This is a genomic window from Streptomyces sp. NEAU-YJ-81, assembly GCF_017592595.1.
Taxonomy (GTDB): Bacteria; Actinomycetota; Actinomycetes; order Streptomycetales; family Streptomycetaceae; genus Streptomyces; species Streptomyces hygroscopicus_B.
On the sequence record NZ_JAGFNO010000050.1, the window covers coordinates 1 to 21,910 of the forward strand.

General features: G+C 71.4%; 16 protein-coding genes. 4 read left to right on the forward strand and 12 right to left on the reverse strand.

The genetic code is table 11. The features are described 5' to 3' along the window. Nucleotides 1-14: 14 nt before the first annotated feature. Nucleotides 15-314, reverse strand: a complete 300-nt coding sequence (locus J5X86_RS46750) for a hypothetical protein (protein WP_208522705.1) — start codon at nt 312-314, stop codon at nt 15-17. Next, complete coding sequence (locus tag J5X86_RS46755) at nt 311-1,267, reverse strand: SPFH domain-containing protein (protein ID WP_208522706.1); 957 nt, start codon at nt 1,265-1,267, stop codon at nt 311-313. The genes J5X86_RS46750 and J5X86_RS46755 overlap by 4 nt, the downstream gene beginning before the upstream one ends. A gap of 232 nt (nt 1,268-1,499) precedes the next feature. On the opposite strand from J5X86_RS46755, the gene J5X86_RS46760 reads away from it, so the two are divergent. Continuing rightward, nucleotides 1,500-3,719: a transglycosylase domain-containing protein gene (locus tag J5X86_RS46760; RefSeq protein ID WP_208522707.1), complete on the forward strand. Its 2,220-nt coding sequence runs from the start codon at nt 1,500-1,502 to the stop codon at nt 3,717-3,719. A gap of 69 nt (nt 3,720-3,788) precedes the next feature. Here the strand turns inward: J5X86_RS46760 and J5X86_RS46765 are convergent, their stop codons facing one another. From J5X86_RS46765 to J5X86_RS46775, 3 genes are all read right to left on the reverse strand, one after another. Then, entirely contained in the window at nt 3,789-5,231 is a 1,443-nt protein-coding gene (locus J5X86_RS46765) for an Nramp family divalent metal transporter (protein ID WP_208522708.1), read from the reverse strand. A gap of 92 nt (nt 5,232-5,323) precedes the next feature. After that, complete coding sequence (locus J5X86_RS46770) at nt 5,324-7,129, reverse strand: bifunctional sugar phosphate isomerase/epimerase/4-hydroxyphenylpyruvate dioxygenase family protein (RefSeq protein ID WP_208522709.1); 1,806 nt, start codon at nt 7,127-7,129, stop codon at nt 5,324-5,326. A gap of 2 nt (nt 7,130-7,131) precedes the next feature. Next, a complete protein-coding gene (locus J5X86_RS46775; protein WP_208522710.1) occupies nt 7,132-8,052 on the reverse strand; it encodes a shikimate dehydrogenase in 921 nt (306 codons plus the stop codon). A gap of 113 nt (nt 8,053-8,165) precedes the next feature. Between J5X86_RS46775 and J5X86_RS46780 the strand changes: the two genes are divergently transcribed. Further along, nucleotides 8,166-8,819, forward strand: coding sequence for a TetR/AcrR family transcriptional regulator (locus tag J5X86_RS46780; protein ID WP_119991309.1), 654 nt, complete (start codon nt 8,166-8,168; stop codon nt 8,817-8,819). A gap of 55 nt (nt 8,820-8,874) precedes the next feature. On the opposite strand, the gene J5X86_RS46785 is transcribed toward J5X86_RS46780, so the two are convergent. From J5X86_RS46785 to J5X86_RS46810, 6 genes are all read right to left on the reverse strand, one after another. Then, nucleotides 8,875-11,340, reverse strand: coding sequence for a SpoIIE family protein phosphatase (locus J5X86_RS46785; protein WP_208522711.1), 2,466 nt, complete (start codon nt 11,338-11,340; stop codon nt 8,875-8,877). 57 nt (nt 11,341-11,397) lie between these two features. Continuing rightward, nucleotides 11,398-12,117: a class I SAM-dependent methyltransferase gene (locus J5X86_RS46790; RefSeq protein ID WP_208522712.1), complete on the reverse strand. Its 720-nt coding sequence runs from the start codon at nt 12,115-12,117 to the stop codon at nt 11,398-11,400. A gap of 134 nt (nt 12,118-12,251) precedes the next feature. Further along, the gene (locus J5X86_RS46795; RefSeq protein ID WP_208522713.1) at nt 12,252-12,953 is read right to left on the reverse strand and encodes a DUF402 domain-containing protein; all 702 of its coding nucleotides are present in this window, start codon (nt 12,951-12,953) and stop codon (nt 12,252-12,254) included. A gap of 68 nt (nt 12,954-13,021) precedes the next feature. Then, entirely contained in the window at nt 13,022-14,440 is a 1,419-nt protein-coding gene (locus tag J5X86_RS46800; RefSeq protein ID WP_208522714.1) for an aspartate ammonia-lyase, read from the reverse strand. 78 nt (nt 14,441-14,518) lie between these two features. Continuing rightward, nucleotides 14,519-16,861, reverse strand: coding sequence for a bifunctional polysaccharide deacetylase/glycosyltransferase family 2 protein (locus tag J5X86_RS46805; RefSeq protein WP_208522715.1), 2,343 nt, complete (start codon nt 16,859-16,861; stop codon nt 14,519-14,521). Beyond that, complete coding sequence (locus J5X86_RS46810; RefSeq protein ID WP_208522716.1) at nt 16,858-17,718, reverse strand: hypothetical protein; 861 nt, start codon at nt 17,716-17,718, stop codon at nt 16,858-16,860. The genes J5X86_RS46805 and J5X86_RS46810 overlap by 4 nt, the downstream gene beginning before the upstream one ends. A 166-nt stretch (nt 17,719-17,884) precedes the next feature. Between J5X86_RS46810 and J5X86_RS46815 the strand changes: the two genes are divergently transcribed. Beyond that, nucleotides 17,885-18,979 (forward strand): chitinase, encoded by a 1,095-nt coding sequence (locus J5X86_RS46815; protein ID WP_208522717.1) that lies wholly within the window; start codon nt 17,885-17,887, stop codon nt 18,977-18,979. Between the two features lie 293 nt (nt 18,980-19,272). On the opposite strand, the gene J5X86_RS46820 is transcribed toward J5X86_RS46815, so the two are convergent. Further along, the gene (locus tag J5X86_RS46820) at nt 19,273-20,952 is read right to left on the reverse strand and encodes a fumarate hydratase (protein WP_208522718.1); all 1,680 of its coding nucleotides are present in this window, start codon (nt 20,950-20,952) and stop codon (nt 19,273-19,275) included. A gap of 195 nt (nt 20,953-21,147) precedes the next feature. On the opposite strand from J5X86_RS46820, the gene J5X86_RS46825 reads away from it, so the two are divergent. Next, complete coding sequence (locus J5X86_RS46825) at nt 21,148-21,861, forward strand: DUF1707 domain-containing protein (protein WP_208522719.1); 714 nt, start codon at nt 21,148-21,150, stop codon at nt 21,859-21,861. Nucleotides 21,862-21,910: the final 49 nt, after the last annotated feature.

Consider the following 21,910-nt stretch of genomic DNA (forward strand, 5'->3'; position numbering starts at 1 on the left):
AGGTGCGGGCGGGGTCAGGGCTGGTTCGGTGCTCGGCCGGGGCCCTCGGGGCCCTCGGAGGGGCCCCCGCCCTCGGTGCCCTCGGCGGGCCGCCGCGGCGGGCGGCCCCGGCGCGGGATCGGGCGCACCGCGCCGGGCAGCCGGCCCGCGTCCGCGAGCGCCTTGCGCAGCAGGAACTCGATCTGCGCGTTGGCGCTGCGCAGCTCGTCGTTGGCCCAGCGCGCGAGGGCGTCATGGATGGCCGGATCGAGCCGCAGCAGCATCTGCTTGCGCTGCCGCGGCTGTCGACCCTTCGGTCCGCTCTCGTCCGTCACTGGTACAGCGTGCCCGTGTTCAGAACGGGCTGCGGGGAGCGGTCTCCGCAGAGCACCACCATCAGATTGCTGACCATCGCGGCCTTGCGCTCCTCGTCCAGTGCCACGATCTCCTCCTCGGTGATCCGGGCCAGCGCCGCCTCGACCATGCCGACCGCGCCGTCCACGATCTGCCGGCGGGCGGCCACCACCGCGCCCGCCTGCTGGCGCTGGAGCATCGCGGAGGCGATCTCCGGGGCGTAGGCGAGGTGGGTGAAGCGCGATTCGATGATGCGGACTCCGGCCGCCTCGACCCGGGCGTGCAGTTCGATGGCGAGCTTCTCGGTGATCTCCTCGGCGTTGCCGCGCAGCGAGAGGGCGTCTTCGTCATGGGCGTCGTACGGGTACTCGATGGCGATGTGCCGCACCGCGGCCTCGGTCTGGGTGGAGACGAACTCCAGGAAGTCGTCCACCTCGAACATCGCCTGGGCGGTGTCCTCGACCCGCCAGACGACGACCGCGGCGAGCTCGATCGGGTTGCCGTAGGCGTCGTTGACCTTGAGGATCGCGGTCTCGTGGTTGCGCACCCGGGTGGAGATCTTCTCGCGGCTGGTGAGCGGGTTCACCCAGCGCAGCCCGTCGGTGCGGATGGTGCCGCGGTAGCGGCCGAAGAGCTGGACCACTCGCGCCTCACCGGGGGCGATGGTGTTGAGGCCGCACATGGTGAGGATCGCGGCGACGATCACCACGATGCCGGAGACGATCAGCAGAGTGGACCCGGCGCCCTTGTGGTCGGAGGCGACGGCGGCTCCCGCGAAGATCAGGCCGACGCCGCCCGCGAGTCCGGCCAGGCCCCCGAGCAGGGCCAGCCCGCCGCTGACGTTGTGCGCGGGCCGCTCCCGGACCTGCGGCTCCGGAAGGGCCGGTATGTCGGCCTGGTCGGTGATGCCCTCGGTGGAGGTGGCGTCGGACATGGGTGGATCCCCGTTTCCGTTCGGTGCTGCGGGTGCGTTCTTGCGTTCTAGCAAAGTGATAGCATATTACGCGCTCCTCGCAACCCTTGGCGCCCGTAAGCCGTCAGTTCCCTTGGAGTGGGTGCTTTTTGTCACCTTCGGAAAAAGCTAGATCGATGAGCATTTGAGGGTTGTTGCGGTGTTAGCTTCATGAGCTGACCTGGGGGGCTTATGGACTGGAGCGGCGGGAGCGATGGGTAGAGCGGAAGAGCGACGCGCGCGGCAGAAGGGCGCTCGCCGAGCCAAGCGGGCGGCGAAGTCGGGGGGCATACGCCGCTTCTTCACCTGGAAATGGGTGCTCGGCTACGTCCTGGGGTTCTGCGCGTTGCTCGTCGGGGCGTTCTTCGTCCTCTATCTGTGGGTCGATGTTCCGCCTGCCAACGCCGCGGCCAAGGCGGAGGCGAACATCTACAAGTACAGCGACGGCTCGATCATGGCGAAGACGGGCGACGTCAACCGTGAGTCCGTACCGCTGTCCAAGATCCCCAAGAAGGTGCAGCACACCTTTGTCGCCGCCGAGAACAAGGACTTCTTCAGCGACTCCGGCGTCTCGTTCACCGGCACCGCCCGCGGTCTCATCAACACCGCGCTGGGCCGGGGCAAGCAGGGTGGTTCGACCATCACCCAGCAGTACGTCAAGAACTACTACCTGAGCCAGGAACAGACCGTCAGCCGCAAGCTGAAGGAGCTGGTGATCTCGCTCAAGGTCGACCAGCAGAAGTCCAAGGACTACATCCTCGCGGGCTACATCAACACCAGCTACTACGGCCGCGGCGCCTACGGCATCCAGGCCGCCGCCCGCGCGTACTACGACAAGGACGTCGAGGACCTCAGCGTCGAGCAGGGCGCCTATCTCGCGTCGGTGCTCCAGGCGCCCAGCCAGTACGACTGGTCGGCGGCGGGGCCCAAGGGCAAGAAGCTGGTGAAGGCCCGCTGGAACTACGTCCTCGACAACATGGTCGAGAAGGACTGGCTGCCGAAGAGCGAGCGCGAGGGCATGAAGTTCGACGTGCCCATCGAGCCCCGCCCCATCCCCGGACGCGACGGCCAGGCCGGCTACCTCATCGACGCCGCCCAGAAGGAGCTGATCAAGGCTGGGGTCTCGGAGAACGAGATCGAGGCCGGTGGCTGGACGATCACGCTCAACATCGACAAGAAGAAGCAGAAGGCGTTGGAGAAGGCGGTCAGCACCGAGCTGACCGACAAGCTGGACCCGAAGAAGCGCAAGGTTGACGGCTACGCCCAAGTCGGCGCAACGTCGGTGGACCCGGAGACCGGCGGCATCGTGGCGATGTACGGCGGTACGGGCTACACCGACCACTTCTTCAACAATGCCACCCGCGAGGACTATCAGCCCGCCTCCACCTTCAAGCCGCTCATTCTGGCCTCGGCGCTGGAGAACGGCTCCGCCACGCAGGACGGCACCTCGGTCACCGCGAGCACCATCTACGACGGCACCAGCAAGCGGCCGGTCAAGGGCTCGCTCACCGGCTTCGCCCCGCCCAACGAGGACGACAAGTCGTACGGGCCCATCTCCGTCCAGAAGGCGATGAACAACTCCGTCAACTCCGTCTTCGCGCAGATGGCGGTGGACGTGGGCCTGGACAAGGTGAAGAACACCGCCATCGACCTCGGCATGAACAAGGACGCGGGCGGCTTCGATGTGCGCCCCGCGATGTCGCTGGGCGTGATGGGCGCCAGCCCCAAGGAGATGGCCGGGGTCTACGCGACCCTCGACAACCACGGCAAGACGGTCAAACCGGCGATCGTGAAGTCCGCCGAGAAGGGCGATGAGCGGCCCGAGTTGCCCGATCCGGTCAACGGCCAGTCGATCAGCCGCGGCGCCGCCGACTCCGTCACCTCCGTCCTCACCGGAGTGGTCGACGACGGCACCGGGCAGGCGGTGCGGCAGCAGGGCCAGGCGGTCGCGGGCAAGACCGGCACCTCGGACGACAACAAGTCGGCCTGGTTCTCCGGCTACACCCCCGACCTGGTGACCTCCGTCGGCATGTTTGGCGAGGGGAAGAAGAAGCAGGTCTCGCTCAAGGGCACCGCGGGCGGTGGCCGCGTCAACGGCGGTGACTTCCCGGCCCGGATCTGGGCCGCGTACACCCAGACCGCGCTGAACGGTAAGAAGGCCTCGAAGTTCGACCTGGACACCGACATGGGGGCTGCGGTCAAGCCGCCCCCGTCGCCGAGTTCGAGTGACACCTCGGAGTCGCCGTCGTCCAGCCCGTCGGCGAGCGAGTCCACCAGCGAGTCGCCGTCGTCCAGCCCGTCGGCCAGCGAGTCCACAAGCGAGTCGCCGTCGTCCAGCCCGTCGGGGTCGCCGTCCGGCGACACCTCCCCGAGCGCGCCCGACCCGTCGAGCTCGTCCTCGACCGAGGGCGGCTTCCTCCGCAGAGACCAATAGTGACGGCCCGGTGCGGGCGTGCCCCTTGGCACGCCCGCACCGGACCGCATGGCTGGAAGGCCCCGAGGGTCAGAAGTTCGCCTCGATCTGGCTCTTGAGCATCGCGAGGGCGAAGAAGCCGTAGAAGCCGATGGCCAGCAGCATCATGCCCAGCCGCGACCCCCGCAGCCGTACGGCGGCGGGCAGATCGCGGCGGTTGAGCCGGATCAGCAGCGCCGAGTAGACGAGGGTGACGACGGAGGCGGTGCAGGTGGAGATGGTCAGCAGCACGATCGGCTGGTTCACCCCGGACAGCAGGATCGCCGAGCCGATGCCCACCTCGGCCCATACGACCGCGAAATACAGCCGGCCCTCGGTCCAGAAGGCCGACTCTCGCAGGTAGTTGCGCTTGGCGAAGTCGCTGACCACCCGTCCGATGACGTCGAGCAGACCGATCGAGGCGGCCCAGAGCGAGACCGTGGCCACCGCGAAGAACACGATCTTGAGCCAGTCGCCCACCTGCTGCCCCAGCAGATCGCCCTGGATCCGCAGGAAGGTTGGGCTGTTCTCCACGTCGTCGCGTCCGAAGAGGGTTTCGTACGCGAGCATGCTCATCAGCCCGATCGTGACCAGGCAGACCACGAAGAACGACACGATGTGCTCGGTGTTGGCCCGGCGCCACCACACCCGCCAGCGGGCCAGATTCGCCTCGTCCTGCGGAAAGGCGTAGCGGTCGGCGCCCGACGCCTCCGACTGGCCGGTGATGGGGGAGACCAGCTTGGGGACGTGGGCGCCCATGCCGTAGCCCTTGTCCCGGATCCAGTTGCTGAGCACCAGATTGTGCACTCCGCCCGCCCCGGCGGCGCCGATCGCGCTGAGGATCATGGTGAAGGTGATGCCGTCCGGGATCCGGCCGACGCCGGTGACGGTCTTCTCGCCCGCCGTGCTCCAGGTGTGCCAGCCGATGACGGCGACCGCGACGACGGCGAGGAAGAACAGCGTCAGCACGACCTTGACCACCTCGACCTTCTCGATCGTGCGGTAGACCACCGGTGAGACGGTCAGCACCACTCCGAAGCCCACCAGCGAGCCCACGGTGATCCAGGTGACATCGCCGCCGCCGGTCAGATACGTGAGCACCGTCGAGCCGGAGGTGGCCCAGCCCGGCCAGACGTACTGGAACGCGCCGGCCAGGCAGATCAGGATGCCCCACGCCTTGGACCAGCGGGAGAAACCGGCGACCACGGTCTGTCCGGTGGCCAGGGTGTAGCGCTCGATCTCCAGATTGATCACGGTCTGGACGACCAGGGTCACCACCGCGAGCCACAGCAGCCCGAGCCCGCCGATCGAGGTCAGATACGGCCACAGGATGATCTCGCCCGCCGCCATGCCGATCCCGACGGCGACGACCCCCGGGCCGACCATCGTGCGCAGCGGCGGTGGATCGGGCAGATCGAGCAGATCGGGTGGCGCGTCGGCCGGGTGGGACGGGCGCCGGGTGGATGGTGACGGTGTCGACGACGCTGACGACATGGCGGCTCCTCGGGGGACGGCGAGGTCGTTACGGGGACGGGGAAAGGGGGTTGGCGGTGCTCAGGTGCTCAGGTGCTCAGGTGCTCAGGTGCTCAGGTGCTCAAGCCGGTACGGGCGTGCTGGGCGGCCAGGCGCACCGGGGCGTTGGCCGCGCCGTAGCCCTGGTAGCCGTCGATCCGCTGGACGATCTCGAAGAAGACCCGGCCGACGGTGGCCGTGTACAGATGCAGGAACGTGCCGCTGTCGTCCTGGTCGTAGAGCAGGCCGAGCTCGCGCAGGGTGCGATGGAGCCCGGGGTCGAGCTCATGGCGCGCTTCGAGGTCGTCGTAGTAGTTGTCGGGGATGGGCAACAGGGGTGCGCCGAGTTCCCGCAGTCGGCGCGCGGTGGCGAGGATGTCCCGGCTGTGCAGCGCGATGTGCTGCCACAGGGAGCCGGAGGGGCCCGAACCCGGCCGGACCTGGGCCAGGTTGAGCGCGAGGCGCACCGAGCCCTCGGCGTTGGACACGGCCCGGCTGCGCAGCAGCCCGTACGGATCGGCCAGCTCAAGGGACTCATGCGGCCGCAGCCCCAGGACGGCGCGGTAGAACAGCGACGCCTCGTCGAAGTGGTGCCGGGGCTGGGTGAGCGCCACATGGTCGATATGGGTGATACCGGCGGGGGAGGCCGCGTGGGCGCGCGGGGTGAAGTCGCCGGTCCAGCTCGGGTGGTCGGGGTGTTCGGTGCGGCAGAAGAAGAGCTCGGTGGAGTCGGGTGCGGCGACCGCGTCCAGTGGGGCGTCCGCCACGGCCCGGTGGCGGGGCAGGACGGGGGAGAGCAGGGCCCGCGCCCGGCCCGCGGACGCGGCCGGATCGGGGGTCTCCAGGCCGATGGCGGCGAGCGCGGGTTCGGGGTGCCCGGTGGCGGCGTCGAGGCCGGAGTTGAGGACGATCCGGGCTTCGCCCTGCTCCCACAGCTCCACGGGCTTGGAGTGGTGGCGGCCGGTGCGGGCGAAGCCGAGCCCGGTCAGCAGCACGGACAACTCGGCTCCGCCCGAGGCCAGTTCGGCGAAGGCGAAGCCGGTGGGGACGACGGGGGCGGGCAGATCGGTGCGGCCCGCGGCCTCCTCCAGAGCGATCAGCGAGCGCAGCGCGTCCACGGCGGTGCGGGCCGTATCGCCCTGCCGGAAGACGTCGTTGAAGACCTCCAGGGACAGTGGCCCGTCGTAGCCCGCCGCGAGGACGTGCTCCAGCAGCCCCGCCACGTCGAAGCCGCCCTGCCCGGGGAAGCAGCGGTAGTGGCGGCTCCACTGGAGGACGTCCATGGCCATCAGTGGGGCGTCGGCGAGCTGGAGGAAGAAGATCTTCTCGCCGGGGATCTCCTCGATGCCCTTGGGGTCCGAGCCGCGCGAGAGGATGTGGAAGCTGTCCAGGCAGGTGCCGAGCGCGGGGTGGCCGGCCTGCCGGACGATCCGCCAGGCGTGGTCGTAGGTGTTCACATGCCGCCCCCAGGCCAGCGCCTCGTAGGCGATGCGGATGCCGTGGGCGGCGGCCCGTTCGGCGAGCAGCCGGAGCTGTTCGGCGGCGAGGGCGTCGTCGTCGAGGGCGGCGGGGGAGACGCTGGAGCACACCAGCATCAGATCGGCCCCGAGCCGCTCCATGACCGCGAACTTCTTCTCGGCCCGGCGCAGATTGCGGGCCAGCAGGTCCTCGGGGACGGCCTCGAAGTCGCGGAAGGGCTGGAAGAGGTCGATGGCCAGGCCCAGTTCGGCGGCGCGGTCCCGGACCCGCTCGGGGGACAGGGGGCTGGCCAGCAGGTCGTTCTCGAAGATCTCGACCCCGTCGAAACCGGCGGCGGCGATGGCGGTGAGCTTTTCCTCGAGGGTGCCGCTGAGACACACGGTGGCGATGGACTTGCGCATGATCAGCCTCCGGCGGGGAGCTCGAGCAGGTCGGTGAGGTCGGCGAGCATCCGCTCGGCGTCGGGTTCGCGGCCGGTGAAGAGCCGGAAGGCGTCGGCGGCCTGGAAGACGGCCATGCCGCCGCCGTCCAGAGTGCGGCAGCCGGCCGCGCGGGCGGCGGTCAGCAGCGGGGTGACCAGCGGGCGGTAGACCACCTCGGCGACCCACAGCCCGGGCCGCAGCAGCCCGGCGGGCAGCGGCAGCCCGGGGTGGGCGGCCATCCCGGTGGGGGTGGCGTGCACCAGCCCGTCGGCGACCTCGACGGCCGCCGGGAGCCCGCCGTCGGACACGGTACGGACCCGGGTGGCGCCGAACCGTGTCGCCAGCGTCCCGGCGAGCCCGGCGGCCCGCGCCGGATCGGTGTCGGCCAGCGTCAGCCGGTCGGCGCCGACGGTCAGCAGCGCATGGGCGACGGCGGCGCCCGCCCCGCCCGCGCCGAGCAGCACGATCTCGCCGGTGGGCGCGTCGGGCAGACCGCGGGCGAAGGAGCGGGCGAACCCGGACCCGTCGGTGTTGTGGCCGATCGCCCGGCCGTCCTCGCCGAAGACCACCGTGTTGACCGCGCCGAGCAGCGCGGCGTCCTCCGACAGCCCGTCGAGATGCCCGATGACCGTCTGCTTGCAGGGATGGGTGATGTTCAGCCCGTCGAAGCCCAGCCGGGCGGCGGCCCGCACCAACTCGCCGACCCCGTCCGGGCCGAGCCCCAGCGGATCGATGTCGATCGTGCGGTAGAGATACCGCAGCCCGTGGCGGTCGGCCTCGCGCTGGTGCAGGGCGGGGGAGAGCGAGGGGCCCACGCCGGATCCGATCAGCCCCACCAGACAGGACTCCCGGCCCTGCCGCCCCTCCGGTGACTCCCGCGACTGGTGTGCACTGCCCCGCATACGGGTGACCTCCTGCGTTCCCGGCTAATGTACGAACTGGTTCGTTAGTAGCTGGGACAGTAAAACCCCAGGACGCCTTCTTGTGAACCCCCTGCACGTAGAGTGGGCCCAGCATGAGCGATCAGCCGCCGAAGAACAGCCGCCTCCGCGACGCCGTCCGCACCCAGGCCGAGATCCTGGACGTCGCGACCCGGGAATTCGCCGAGCGCGGCTACGCCGGGGCCCGCGTCGACGAGATAGCCGCACTCACCCGCACCACCAAGCGGATGATCTACTACTACTTCGGTGGCAAGGAGCAGCTCTACATCAAGGTCCTGGAGCGCGCCTACACCGGCATCCGCGAGGCCGAACAGGCCGTGGACGTCACCGGTCTGGACCCCGCCGAGGCCATCCGGCACCTGGCCGAGCTGACCTTCGACCACCACACCGCACACGCCGACTTCATCCGGCTGGTGTCGATCGAGAACATCCACCGGGCCGAGCACCTGGTCAAGTCCGAGACGCTGGCCAAGGCCGGTACCCCGGTGATCGACCTGATCTCCGGGATCCTCGCCCGCGGCCGTGAGCAGGGCGTCTTCCGCGACGACACCGACACCGACGCCGTCGACGTCCACATGATGATCAGCTCGTTCGCCGTCTTCCCGGTGGCCAACCAGTACACCTTCGGCACCCTCTTCGGCCGCGACCCCCTGGACCCGGAGCGCCGCGCCCACTACCGCCGGATGCTCGGCGACATGGTCGTGGCCTACCTCAGCGCGAGGTCCTGAACCGTACGGCCCCGCACCGGGCGGCCCGGGACCGTACGCCTCACGACCGTGCGCCTCACGGCATCGCGAGCTCGAACCAGACGACCTTGCCCGTGGACAGCCGGGTCGCGCCCCAGCGCCGCGCCATCCGGTTCACCAGATACAGCCCGCGGCCGCCCTCGTCGGACGGCCGGGCCTGGCGCAGCCGCGGTAGCTGGGGGACGTCGTCCCCGACCTCGCAGCGCAGGACGTCCGTGCGCAGCAGCCGCAGCGTGATCGGCCGCTCGGCGTACCGCACCGCGTTGGTCACCACCTCGCTGACCAGCAGCTCCACCGCGTCCGTCAGATCGTCCAGGTCCCAGCGGGCCAGTGCCCGGCGGGCCAGCCGGCGCGCCTGCCCGGCGGTCTGCGCCTTCGGGTCCAGGAACCAGTAGGCGACATCGCTGGGCGCGATGCCCTCGAAGCGGGCAGCGAGCAGCGCCACGTCGTCGTCGCGGTCGCCGGGGCCGAGCATGTCCAGCACCTCGTCGCACAGCGGCTCCAGCGGCGGCGGGTTGGGGCCGGTGAGCCGGGCGGTGGCGGTCAGCCGCTCCCGCAGCTGCTCGATCCCGGTCCACACATCGCGCATCCGCGATTCGACCAGCCCGTCGGTGTAGAGCATCAGGGTGGCCCCGGCCGGGGCGTCCAGCTCGACCGCCTCGAAGTCGACCCCGCCGACCCCGATCGGCGCCCCCGGCGGCACCCGCAGCACCTCGGCGCGGCCGCCCCGGTGCAGCAGAATGGGCGGTGGATGGCCCGCGTTGGCGACCACGATGCGGTGCGCGACCGGGTCGTAGACCGCGTACAGGCAGGTGGCCATGCGGTCGGTGCCCAGCCGCTGGGCCTGCTCGTCGAGGTGGTGCAGCACCTCCTGCGGCGGCAGATCGAGCCCGGCCAGGGTCTGCGCGGTGGTGCGGAGCTGGCCCATGATCGCGGCGGAGGTCATCGAATGGCCCATCACATCGCCGACCACCAGCGCCACCCGGTTGCCCGGCAGCGGGATCGCGTCGTACCAGTCGCCGCCGACCCGCGCGGTCTCGGCCGCGGGCAGATAGCGGCTGGCCAGCCGGACGCCGGTGGGCTGCGGCAGTGAGTCGGGCAGCATGGTGCGCTGCAGCTCGTCCGCGATGTACACCTCGCGCCCGTACAGCACCGCCTTGTCGACGCCGAGCGCGGTGTGGGTGGCGAGCTGCGCGGCCACCAGCAGATCGTCCGGTTCGAACGGCGGCCGGTCCGGGCGGCGTACGAACACGGCCGCGCCGATCACCCGGCGGCGCCCGCGCAGCGGCGCCAGCACGGTGCGCTGACCGGTCGCCACCGAGGGGCCCTCGCCGAGCAGTTCCGGCAGCGCGGCGCGGGCGGCCTGCGAGTCGCCGAACACCGGCCGCACCCCGCGCAGCACCTCGGCCAGCGGACCGCCCGCCTCCACCTCGCACAGCTCGGCGGCCGGGCCGCCGCCCACGGCGGGCGACAGATCCGGCTGGGAGGGCAGCAGCGACAGCCGGCCGCTGTCGGTGTCCGGGTCCAGCGGGATCCGGTCGGTGCGGCGCAGCCGCAGCACCACCGGGCCGACCGGGCGCTCGTCGCCGACCGGCAGCGGATCGCGCAGATACACCAGGATCGCGTCGGCGAAGGTGGGCACGGTGGCCCGGCACAGGCCCAGCACGATCTCGTCGAGGTCGATGCCGCGGGCGATCCGCCGGGTCGCGGCCCCCACGAACCGCAGCCGGTCGCCGCCCCGGTCCCGCGTGGCGGCCTCGGCGGCGGCGGTGCCGCCCGCGGACGGCACCGTGGGCACTCCGCCCTCCGGCGCGCTGTACGCCACCTCGCCCGCCGCGGCGGCCGCCGCGTGGGTGGTCTCGCCGGCCCGCTCCGGGTGCTCGCCCGCGCCGGCGCCCCGGCGCGCCGCTCCCCGGCCCCGGCCGCCGCTCTGGGCGGCTGGGGGCTGCTCATCGGGGCCGGTGCCGCCGCTCGGCCCTCCGGGCCGGCCCGACGCGCCTCTTGCGGCATTGCGATCCGCGTCCCACACAGGCTCGCCCTCCGGTGTGCCGTGCTCCGGCTGCGCCGGGTGCTCGCTCTCCGCCGTATTCCGGCGCTCCCTGCCTCCGCCACCGCGCGCCGCGGCGGCGCCTCCCCGCCCAGCGGCGCTGTCGGTGCCGGTGGCGCCGCTCCTGCCGCGGCCACGGCGCCCGCGGCCCGTCCGGTCGGCGCCGTCGCCGCGCTCGGGGGCGCCGCCGCGCTCTCTGGCGCGCGGCACGGGCTCCCCTTCGGGGCCCGGGGGTCCGTCATGGGCCGCCGGGCCCGCGGGGCCGGCGCCGACCGGACGGGGCTCGGCAGGACGCGGGCGGCCGCCGCCGGGCTCCTGGCCGGGGGCAGCCGTCTGCCGCACGGCGGTCCGCGGGTCCGGGACCGCGCCGTGCGCGTCGTCGGGCGCGGGCGCGCCCGGGGCGGCGGCAGAGGTGGCCGCCTGCCGCCTGTTGTGGGAGGTGGGGTGCTCCGTCACGCGTGGGTTTCCATCCGTCCGGGGCCGTGCGCCCGCAGGTCGTGGGCGCACCGAGTGTCAGGCACGTCGTCGGCAGTTCAGATAGAGCTGGATCTCGGGTGGTACGTCCGTGCTGGCCGGGGCGTACGCGTGTGAGTCCTCCCCGGCGATCTCGAAGCCCGCTTCGCGTACGACCTGGCGCAGCTCGTCCCGCAGATAACCGGATACCCGGACCGAGTTGCCGAGGAACGGGATGGGGAAGTCGTCGATGTCCGCCTCCACCATGCCCAGCCCCAGCAGCCCCTCGGGTCTGAGCACCGCGTGCAGGGTCCGCAGGGCGTACGGGATCTCCGGGCGGGGCAGCAGCAGCAGCGTGAAGTAGCCGGCGATGCCGTCGAAGGGGCCGAGCTCCCGGGGGCCTCCCGGGCCGTACCGGCCGCCCACCCGCAGGTCGACGATGTCCACCTGGTGGAAGGTGGCCTCCGGCACATTGTCCCGGGCCAGCTTGAGCATCCCCGCGGAGATGTCGATGCCGACCACCTCGTGCCCCGCGTCCACCAGCTGACGGGCCGTGGGCAGGCCCGTACCGCAGCCGACGTCGAGCACCCGGGAGCCGGGCGGCAGCGATTCGGCCAGCCACTGACCGGCCGCGATCTGGCCCTCTTTGTACGGAAAGGCCTCGTCATAGCGGTCGCCGATGGTGTCGAAGGCGTCCGCCTGACCGCTGCGGTCCAGTGCGAGGCGGTCGAAGTCCTCGTAGCCCTCGTAACCGTCCCTGCACGCGTCCTCACCGCTCACGACTCCGCCCCCTCCTGTGACAATACGTCAGATCTTGCGCATCGCCCGTGACTTGCGCCGGCATCTGGTGTCCCGCATGGGCAGTGTTCCGGACGACGATCCTACGTTTGAAACACTGGGACACGACAAGAGGTTCATGACCTCGAGTGTGCCGAGGTGTGCTTCTTGTCCGTACGGCCCCAGTCCGCCGGAAGGGCGGGCACGGACCATGCGGGGTCGGGCCGCCAGTCCTCCCACCCGTCCCGGAACGGCGCTCCCCAGGACTCGATGGCCGCCACGGCCGCCCGGCCCGCGGTCCGGACCCGCTCCGCCTGCTCGGGGCCCATCAGCCCGGCCCGCTGCGCCTGCGCGAACTCGTCCTCGTCCTTCCATTCCCAGCTGTGGTCGGGGTAGACCGCGATGTCCAGGAAGTGGTCCTCGGAGTCCACCCCGCGGGCCCGGCGGACCAGCGGCTCCTCCAGGTTCACGTACCAGTTCTTGAACTGCCAGCCCTGGTCCCAGAACAGCCACACCGACCACGGCTCACCGGGCCGGGCCAGCTTCAGCACCCCGGTGCCGAACCACTGGGACAGCGCGGTGGTCCGCGGCTTGGTGTAACGGGTGGACAGCGGCTCATGGTGCACCGAGGTGCCGTCGGTGAGCTGCGGTTTGACGCAGGCGGTGCCGGGGGCGAGCCAGACGGCGAGCAGCTCGGCGGTGTCCTCGACGACGGTCACGGGACGGCAGATGTGGATGAGCTCGGAGGCGTTGGCCCGATAGCGCCACAGGATATGGTCACCCGGTGCCCACCGGGTGATGTCCGCCGTCCCCGTCGTCTCCGCGATGTCCGCTGTCATGAGCAGATCTTAGGTGCGCCGGGGCCGCGATGCCGTGACCTATGCCGCAACCGGTGGCCAACGCCCGGCTAAGGATGCGTCATGCGCAGCACGTCGAGCGCCTCGTCGAGCTGCTCCACGGTCAGCAGCCCGCGCTCCACATAGCCGGACTCCAGCACCACCGCCCGGATGGTCTTGCGCTCGGCCAGCGACCGCTTGGCCACCTTCGCCGCCTCCTCGTAGCCGAGGTAGCGGTTGAGCGGGGTGACGACGGACGGCGAGGACTCCGCGTACTCCCGGGCCCGCTCGGCGTTGGCGGTGATCCCGTCGATCGTGCGGTCCGCGAGCAGCCGGGAGACATTGGTCAGCAGCCGGATCGACTCCAGCAGATTCTTGGCGATCACCGGAAGCATCACATTGAGCTCGAAGTTCCCGGCCGCCCCGGCCATGGCGACGGTGGTGTCATTGCCGGTGACCTGCGCCGCGACCATCAGCGTGGCCTCGGGGATCACCGGGTTGACCTTGCCCGGCATGATCGAGGAGCCGGGCTGCAGATCGGGCAGCGCGATCTCGGCGAGCCCGGTGCGGGGGCCCGACGCCATCCAGCGCAGATCGTTGGAGATCTTGGTGAGGCCGACCGCGATCGTCCGCAGCTGCCCGGACGTCTCGACCAGCCCGTCCCGCGCGCCCTGCGCCTCGAAGTGATCCCGGGCCTCGGTCAGCGGCAGCCCGGTGGCGCGGGCCAGCTCGGCGATGACGGCGGCGGCGAACCCGGGCGGGGTGTTGATCCCGGTGCCCACCGCCGTACCGCCCAGCGGCAGCTCGGCCAGCCGGGGGAGCGCGGCGCGCAGCCGCTCGATCCCGTACCGCACCTGGGCCGCGTAGCCGCCGAACTCCTGACCAAGGGTCACCGGAGTGGCGTCCATCAGATGGGTGCGCCCCGCCTTGACCACCTCCGCGAACTCGGCCGCCTTGTGCTCCAGCGCCTCCGCCAGATGGGCCAGGGCCGGGATCAGATCGCGGGTGACGGCCGCGGTGGCCGCGATGTGGATCGACGAGGGGAAGACGTCGTTGGAGGACTGGCTGGCGTTGACATGGTCGTTGGGGTGCACCGGGCGGCCCAGGCGCTCGCTCGCCAGGGTGGCCAGCACCTCATTGGTGTTCATATTGGACGAGGTGCCGGAGCCGGTCTGGAAGACGTCCACCGGGAAGTGATCGTCCCAGCGACCCTCGGCGACCTGGGCCGCCACCTGAGCGATCGCCCCCGCGATGTCCTTGTCCACCACGCCCAGATCCGCGTTGACCAGCGCGGCCGCGCCCTTGATCCGGGCCAGCGCCTCGATATGCGCCCGCTCCAGCCGCTGCCCGCTGACGGGAAAGTTCTCCACCGCCCGCTGGGTCTGGGCGCGCCACTTGGCGTGCGCCGGGACCCTGACCTCTCCCATCGAGTCGTGCTCGATGCGGTAGCCCTCCTGGGGGCTGTCGTCGCGGTGGCTCTCGTCGGTCATGGGGACACCTCCGTCCAGCACAGCGTCATCACGCCACCCCGTGTTCCCGCGCCCGCCCGCCCGAACAAGTGAGCCCGGTCACCGTACGGCCTCCGGCGCCCGCGGAGTGTCCACCTCGCCGGTGCGCTTGAGCTTCTGCCACGGCAGCAGGGCGCCGGTCGCCGCGGTGACACAGGAGTGCAGCAGCACCAGATACATCAACTGGCGGTAGGCGATCTGCTGCAGCGGCAGTACGGCCAGTGCCCGGTAGCCCTCCCGGTCCAGCCGGAACGCGTACGCCGCGCCCAGCAGCTGCACCAGCAGCAGCGCGCCCCAGGCCAGCAGCGAGCGCACCGGGTCCAGGAAGATCACCCCGTAGAGGGTGAAGAGGTCGATCAGCGGCGCGCACAGCGGGGTGAGGATCTGGAAGAGCACCACCAGCGGCATCCCCACCCGGCCGAACCGCCCCGAGGGCCCCCGGTCGATCAGCGAGCGGCGGTGCTTCCACAGCGCCTGCATGGTGCCGTAACTCCAGCGGTAGCGCTGCTTCCACAACTGGCCGAGGGAGCTGGGCGCCTCGGTCCAGGCGCGGGCGTGCTCCTGGTAGACCACCTGCCACCCGGCCCGGTGCAGGGCGATGGTGATGTCGGTGTCCTCGGCCAGGGTGTCCGCGCTCATGCCCCCGGCCTCCAGCAGCGCCCGGCGGCGGAAGGCCCCGATCGCGCCGGGGATGGTGGGCATGCAGCGCAGCAGGTCGTACATCCGCCGGTCGAGGTTGAAGCCCATCACATACTCGATGTGCTGCCAGGCGCCGATCAGCTTGCCCCGGTTGCCGACCTTGGCGTTGCCCGCGACCGCGCCCACCCGCGAGTCGGCGAACGGGCGGACCAGCTCACGGATGGTGGTGGGCTCGAAGACGGTGTCGCCGTCCATCATCACGATCAGCTCGTGGCTGGCGTGGGCGATGCCCCGGTTGAGCGCGGCGGGCTTGCCCGCGTTGACCTGACGCAGCACCCGTACGTTGGGCAGCCCCATCGCCTCGGCGATATCGGCCGTGCCGTCGGTGGAGCCGTCGTCCACGACCAGGATCTCGATCGGGTGGGTGGAGGCGGACAGCGACCTCAGGGTGTTGGCGATGCACTCCTTCTCGTTGTACGCGGGCACGATCACGCTCACCGGATCGGTCACCTCCTGCACCCGGCTCCAGCGACGCCGCTCCCGCGAGCGCCGGTGCCACCAGGCGAGGACCACCATCAGCAGCAGCCGCCCGATCACCGAGAAGCCCACCAGCCCCAGCAGCGCCATCAGCGCGGGCAGCGCGCTGTGGGTGAACGCGGCGGCCCAGATCAGCGCCCGGCCCTCCCAGACCGGCAGGGCGTGGGCCGGGTGGTTGGCGCTGTGGGCGCCGAGCGCGCCGGTGACGGTGGTGAAGGAGTAGCCCTTCTTCTGCATCCGCTCGATGTACAGCCCCAGGGCCGTCACGGTCCGCGCGCGGTTGCCGCCCGCGTCGTGGAAGAGCACGGACGCGCCCTTTTTGCCCTCGGGAGTGGCGTTCTGGACGATCTCCTTGACCGGGGGCCGCTGCCAGTCCTCGCTGTCGGTGTCCACGAACGCGCTGATGTAGCCCTTGGACCCGATGTGCTGCTGCACCGGCCAGGTGCGGTCGTCCAGCGCGCGGACCTTGGAGGCGTACGGCGCCCGGAAGAGCGAGCTGGTGATGCCCGCCGCACCGGCCAGGGCGAGTTGGGACTGAGCCAGTTCGCGGTCCATGCGCCCCTTGTCCTGGTACGACAGGTCGACATGGGAGAAGGTGTGCACCCCGACCTCATGGCCCGCGGCCCGCATCCGGCGGACCAGCTCCGGATGGCGGATCACCATCTGGCCCAGCACGAAGAAGGTGCCCCGCACCTTGTGGCGGCGCAGTACGTCGAGGATCTCCGGGGTCCAGCGGGGGTCCGGGCCGTCGTCGAAGGTCAGCGCGATGGTCTTGGACGGAATGGCGTGCTCGGTGGCCTTCCCCTTCCGGTCGAAGGTGATCACCGGCCCGCCCTTGCGCAGCCGGTCGGGGACGGTGCGCGAGGCGTGTGAGCGGTACACCCGGGCGTCGTTGCCGACCTCGGCGTGCAGATAGCCGTCCAGCAGCAGGGTGCACACCAGCGCGAGCAGGGTCGCGAGGGCGAGCACCATCCGGGTGCGGGTGCGGAGCCTTCGCAGCTTGACGGTACGGAGCTTGGGAGCGTGGCCGTCGGCTTTGGACAGCTTGGGGGTGCGGAGCCTGCCCGTGAGCCGGAGCCTGCCCATGACCCGGAGCCTGCCCGTGAGCCTCGCGGCGCGGCGCCCGGAGCCGGTCAGCCGGAACACCGTGCGGGGCGCGCCGTCCTGACGGGGCGCGGGGGGTCGGCGGCGCGGCCGGGGCAGCCTCGGCGGTCTGCCGCCGCTCATGACTCCTCGCCGTCGGCCTCGGGGGCGCCCGGCCCATCGGCCGGGGCGCCGCCTCCGGCGGGCCCCTGGGGGCCCTTCGGGGGCTTGGGCGGGTTGGCCTGCGGGGGCTTCTGGGTCTGGGGCTTCTGGGGGGACTTGGCGTGGCCGGGCTTCGTGGTGCGGCCGGGAGCCTGCGGGTGGCCGGATCCCTTGGCCGGTGGCTTGGCGGCGTCGGAGTGCTTCTTCGGCGGGGTGTGCGACGCGTCCGCGGGGTGCTTGGCGGGCGGGTGGGCGGCCGGATGCGAGGGCGCGTGGGCGTGCTTGCGGTGCCCCGCGGCCCGGTGTCCTTCGGCGGACTCGCGGGCGCCGGGGCGGGGGTGCGCGGAGGAATGCCGCGGCGCCGCGCGGTGGGCCTTGGGCGGGGCGGGCTGCGGGGGCGCGGGCCGCGGCCGGGTGGTGACGGGGGGAAGGGCGACGGGCTCCCGGGCGGACTGGGGCTCCGGGCGCTCGGAGTCGTGCCGGTGGCGCTGGTGCTGACGGTGGGTCGGCGCGTACTCGTACTCGTCGTCGCGCCGCTCATGCGATCCGGAGGGCCCCGAACGCCCCTCCGGGGTGTGCTTCGGTTCCCGGCCGAACGCCTCGGTGGCGACGGGATGCCCGGGGATCAGCGTCTGCGGCGCGAACGGCGTACCGCCCGCGTAGCCCAACCCCAGGACCGCCGAATAGCCGAGGCAGGCGGCCCCCGCGACTACGCCCACATGTCGTACGAGTCGGCCACGGCGCCCGGAGAGGTCCACGAACACGGGCCCCTTCCGGGCCACGTCAGCGCGGAGGGGACGCGAAGGCGCGCGCTCGGCCACATCTGACTGAGGATCCATACGGAAGAGGCTAATGCAGAAAATACGACATGCGACATATAAGTCAAACATGCGGTGTGTCATAGTTCAGTAGGCTTCACCGAATATGCGAGGTTTGGCGAGGAGAACGGCACGGGCGGCGCAGCCCCCGGCGCCTCGTACCGGACCGCAAGAAGGAGCCAGAGCCATGAGGGCCAGTCCCCGCATGAGCGGAATCGCCGTGGCCGGCGCGGTGGTCTGCGCCACCATCGCCGTATGGGCGGGACACCACGAGCAGTCGCCCGAGCCGCACGCCGCGCCCTCACAGCCGCAGGTGTCGCAGCCCCCCGCGGCACGGCCACCCGCCGAGTTCGTGCCGTACGTCAACGCCTGGTCGGACTCGGCGTACGACATGGCCGCCGCGGCCGCGCGCGGAGTCAAGGAGTTCACCCTGGGCTTCGTCGTCGCGGGCGACGGCTGCACCCCGGCGTGGGACGGCGGCACCTCGCTCGACGACCAGGGGCTGGAGGCCCGGGTCGAGGGCGTCCGCCGGGCGGGCGGCGACGTACGGATCTCCTTCGGCGGCGCCGAGGGCACCGAGCTCGCCACCGTCTGCACGGACGTCCCCGAACTCGCCTCCGCCTACGCCGAGGTGATCGAGCGATACCAGGCGCACCGGATCGACTTCGACCTCGAGGGCGAGGCGCTCGCCAACGCCGAGGCGGCGGCCCGCCGCGCCCAGGCGCTCGCGCTGATCCAGCGCACCCACGAGGGCCTGAACATCTCCTTCACCCTGCCCGCCATGCCCGACGGGCTGACCGCCGAGAGTGTCGCCCAGTTGGAGGCCGCCAAACAGGAGGGGGTCATCCTCTCGACCGTCAACATCATGGCGATGAACTACAGCGGGGACCATACGGGCGACATGGGCGACTATGCCGTCCAGGCGGCCACCGCCGCGCAGGCCCGGATCCGCGAGGTGCTCGGCATGTCCGACGCCGCCGCCTGGAAGGTGCTCGCCGTGACACCGATGATCGGGGTCAACGACGTCACCGGCGAGACCTTCACACTGGAGGACGCGTCCGGGCTGGCGCGGTTCGCCGCGGACATGGGGATCGGACGGCTGTCGATGTGGTCCGCGGAACGTGATCAGCCGTGCACCCCGGAAATGACCCAGTCCGCCACCCCCGCCACCCCCACGGCCGGTGCCGCGGGCCCCGAGACGGCCGAGAACGTCGTCCCGAACACCCGCTGCAGCGGTGTCATCCAGCGCCCCGGCGCCTTCGAGGCGGCACTGAGGGGCTGAACGGGCCTTTGAGGACAAGCCCCGCCCAGGCCCCTATCCCAGCCCAGGCCCGGCAAATCCAGCCCAGGCCCGGCAAATCCAGCCCAGGCCCGGCTAATCCAGCCCGTCCGGCGTTTGAGGACAAGGCCAGTCCTGGCCGGACGGGGGTCCGGGGGCGGAGCCGCCAATCCAGCCCGTCCGGCGTTTGAGGACAGGCTCGGTCCCGGGCCGGGCGGGGGCCAGGGGCCGAGACCCTGGGATGGGACGGGTAAGGGCGGCGGGGGCGCATCCACGCCCCCGCCGCCCCGTAGGCGTTACGCCACTCCCGGCCCCCGCACCGGAATACTCGTGAACGTCGGCTGCGGCGCCGGGTCCTGGAAGAAGTCGTTCCCCTTGTCGTCCACCACGATGAACGCGGGGAAGTCCTCGACCTCGATCCTCCAGACCGCCTCCATGCCCAGCTCCTCGTACTCCAGGACCTCGACCTTCTTGATGCAGTCCTGGGCCAGCCGCGCCGCCGGACCGCCGATCGAGCCCAGGTAGAAGCCGCCGTGCGCGGCACACGCGTCGGTGACCTGCTTCGAGCGGTTGCCCTTGGCCAGCATGACCTTCGAGCCGCCCGCCGCCTGGAACTGCTCGACGTACGCGTCCATCCGGCCCGCCGTCGTCGGGCCGAACGAACCGGAGGCGTAGCCCTCGGGGGTCTTGGCCGGGCCCGCGTAGTAGACCGGGTGGTTCTTCAGGTACTCGGGCATCTCCTCGCCCGCGTCCAGCCGCTCCTTGATCTTCGCGTGCGCGATGTCCCGGGCGACGACCAGCGTGCCGGTGAGCGAGAGCCGGGTCTTGACCGGGTGCCTGGTCAGCTCGGCCAGGACGTCGTCCATCGGCCGGTTGAGGTCGATGCCGACCGCGTCCAGGTCCGGGCCCGCGCCCTTGGTCAGCTCCTCGTCCGTCGTCTCCGGCAGGAAGCGCGCCGGGTCGGTCTCCAACTGCTCCAGGAAGACGCCCTCCGGCGTGATCTTGGCGAGTGCCTGGCGGTCGGCGGAGCACGAGACCGCGATCGCGACCGGGCAGGAGGCGCCGTGGCGCGGCAGCCGGACCACCCGGACGTCATGGCAGAAGTACTTGCCGCCGAACTGCGCGCCGATCCCGATCTTCTGCGTCAGCTCGAAGACCTTCTCCTCCAGCTCCTTGTCGCGGAAGCCGTGGCCGGTCGGGGAGCCCTCGGCGGGCAGCTCGTCCAGGTAGTGCGCGGAGGCGTACTTGGCGGTCTTGAGCGCGTACTCGGCGCTGGTGCCGCCGACCACGATCGCCAGGTGGTACGGCGGGCAGGCGGCCGTGCCCAGCGAGCGGATCTTCTCCTCCAGGAACTTCATCATCGATGCCTCGTTCAGCACCGCCTTCGTCTCCTGGTAGAGGAAGGACTTGTTGGCCGAGCCGCCGCCCTTGGCCATGAAGAGGAACTTGTAGGCGCCGCCGTCGGTCGCGTACAGCTCGATCTGCGCGGGCAGGTTGGAGCCGGTGTTCTTCTCGTCCCACATGGTCAGCGGGGCCATCTGGGAGTAACGCAGATTGAGCTTGGTGTACGCGTCGAAGACGCCCCGCGACAGGGCCTCCTCGTCGCCGCCTTCGGTCAGCACGTGCTGCCCGCGCTTGCCCATGACGATCGCGGTGCCGGTGTCCTGGCACATCGGGAGCACCCCGGCCGCCGCGATGTTGGCGTTCTTCAGCAGGTCCAGCGCCACGAAGCGGTCGTTGCCGCTGGCCTCCGGGTCGTCGAGGATGCGGCGCAGCTGGGCGAGATGGGCGGGGCGCAGATAGTGCGAGATGTCGTGCATCGCCTCGGCCGCGAGCCTGCGCAGCGCCTCCGGCTCGACCTTCAGGAAGGTGCGCCCATCGGCCTCGAAGGTGCTCACGCCCTCGGAGGTCACCAGGCGGTACGGCGTGGTGTCGGCTCCCAAGGGCAGCAGGTCCGAATAGGCAAACTCTGGCATCGCGGCCGTTCCTCACTCGACAGGGCTTCGGCTGACTTCGTCGACAGCGCGTTCATAAGCGTAGAACGGGGCAGCGGAACGGAACCTGTGAGGTAAGGCTCAGTAGCAGACGCGAGGACCGGTAGGGGAAGGATCAGGGAGACGTCAGGGATCGTCCCCTAGTCGCGATCTATCGCGACTGGATACGCTGAGTCCGTGGATGAGCAGCAGCCCGTGCCCCTGACCAAATCCGCCCCCGCACCCGCCCCGGCGGCCCCCGCACCCGCCTCGGCGCCGGCCCCGGCTCCGGCGTCCGCGCCCGTCGCGGAGGCGGAGCTTCGCGCGTCCGACGCGGACCGCGACCGGATCGCGGACATCCTGCGGGAGGCCCTCGCCGAGGGGCGGCTCCAGCCCGAGGAGCACGCCGAGCGGATCGACGCGGTCTATCGCGCCAAGACCCTCGGCGAGCTGGAGCCCCTGGTGCGCGATCTGCCCGTCGCCCCGGCCCGCGGCGCCGGCTCGGCGCCGGCGCCCGATGCGGAGACGGACTGGGCGCGCTCCGTGCCCGAGTCGGAGAACCTGGTGGCGGTCTTCGGCGGTTCGACGCGCAAGGGCCGCTGGCGGGTCAGGCGCCGTACGAACGTCCTGGCGGTCTTCGGCGGCGTCGAAATCGATCTGACCGAGGCGGTGTTCGAGCACCGGGAGATCGTCATCAATGTCGTGGCCGCCTTCGGCGGGGTGGACATCAAGGTCCCGGAGAACGTCTCGCTGCGCGGCTCGGGCGCGGGCATCCTCGGCGGCTTCGACGTCAGGACGTACGAGGCACAGGACCCCGACGCACCGGTGATCCACGTCACCGGGTTCGCGGTCTTCGGCGGTGTCGAGGCCAAGCCCAAGCGAGGAAAGCGGCTGAAGAACCTGCGGGCATAAGCCCTGAAGAACGAGCATGCGCGGGGGAAGTTCCGGGCGGGACAACGGT